The sequence below is a fragment of the Mesorhizobium sp. WSM4308 genome (assembly GCF_002294905.1).
In the GTDB taxonomy this organism is placed as follows: Bacteria; Pseudomonadota; Alphaproteobacteria; order Rhizobiales; family Rhizobiaceae; genus Mesorhizobium.
The window spans coordinates 1-1,549 of sequence record NZ_NSFW01000045.1; the positions used below are offsets into that span (position 1 = coordinate 1).

A 1,549-nucleotide genomic window follows, 5' to 3' on the forward strand; every position below is an offset into this window, starting at 1 on the left:
GTCGACCGTGAACAATCCGAGCCCTAAGCGGCGACCGGCTTCGGCCGGATTTGAAGCAGGGCAATCAAGAGCGACAAAAACCCCTTCAGCCACCTGAGCAGGAGGGAGAAGTTGTAGCCGGCGGCGGCCAGGATGGCGTTGAGGGTGTCGCCCTGCTGGCCGGCGAGGTAGTTGCGGCCCATTCTGTGTTCGCTCTTGATGTGGCCGATGACGGGCTCGACCGCCGACCGCCGTCGCATCTGGCGCTTGATGGCTGGGGTGACGCGGCGTTTCTGGCCCGCGGTGAAGACCCTGAGCTTGTGGCTCTGCGGTGCGTTGTGGCCGCGATAGCCGGCGTCGGCGAGGATGCGGCCGATCTCGTTGCCGATGGTCTTTTCCATGTCGGGGATGACGCTTGCCAGCGTGTGGCCGTCATAGGGATTGCCGGGCAGTGCTTTTGCATGCAGGGCGAACTGGCCGCCCCTGGAGCGCTTCAGCGTGGTGGCCACCGACACCTTCACCCCGAACTCGTAGGGCGCATGCGCCTTGCCCTTGCCGATGCATTCCACCTCGTGTGCGTGCAGGCTGTAGATCTTGCGGCCGCGCTGGCGCTGGCGTTGCTCGAGAACGGTGGCGGCCTGGTAGAGCGGCCATTTGAACAGCGTCCAGCCCCTGATCGCCGGCGATCTGGCGACCAATGTCGCGAATGGTCCGGCCGAGATAGGTCTTGAGCTTGCGTAGCGCCTTGTTGGCCCGCTTGAACTGCTTGGCGTGGGCATAGCGCTGGTGGCTGATCAGCGCCAGCTTGCCGACCCGCACATAACTCTGGCGCAAATGGAGACCCGTCCTCTTGGCCAGCCGCACCAGCCGTTCGCGTGCCCGATGGATGAGCTTGGCGTCGGTCGGGAACATGACGTTCTTCGGCTGCACGGTGGTGTCGACGATCACCTGGCGCGTGTCGGCCGGTTTCATCGCCCCGGTCTTGACCGCGAGGCTGAGGCTCTCCTGCAACAGCACCATAATCCGCTCCTCGCCCATACGGCTGCGCCAACGCGTCATCGAGGAGCGGTCGAACGGCAGCGTATGGCAAAAGAACGTCTCGCCGGTGAGATACTGGAAATAAGGGTTCTCCACCCAGCGCTCGCACAGCACCTCATCCGACAGGTTGAAGGTGTGCTTGAGGATCGCCAGCCCCGCCATCAGCCGGGTCGGCAGCGGCGGCATGCCGGGGCCGTCCGAATAGACGGCGCCGAAACGCTCCTCCAGCACCGGCCAGTCGATCGCCTGCGCCAGCCGCACCAGCTCGTGCTTCATGTTGATGATTTGGTCGAGCCGGGAGCGGAACAGGTCCTGCTCTCCCGTCTCGCGCTTCTCGCGTGGCCTGGACATTCGCTGTCCCCTCGATTCGCCGCCGCCGAACCGAGTGAATCACGCTCCGCGCCACAAGGGAATCGCAAAACCGAATTGCAGGAAAACAGCGTCCAAATACCGCTAATCCTGCAATTCCAAAGCCGCTATCCGCCTCAATCAACAGGCCAGATCAATGGCTTGCGGATAGTTCACGGCCGAC

At 63.7% G+C, this 1,549-nt stretch carries 1 pseudogene; it reads right to left on the reverse strand.

The annotated features are described in order from the left end of the window. Nucleotides 1-23 precede the first annotated feature (23 nt). Nucleotides 24-1,368: pseudogene (locus CK227_RS36030) on the reverse strand (IS5 family transposase). Between the last annotated feature and the right edge of the window lie 181 nt (nucleotides 1,369-1,549).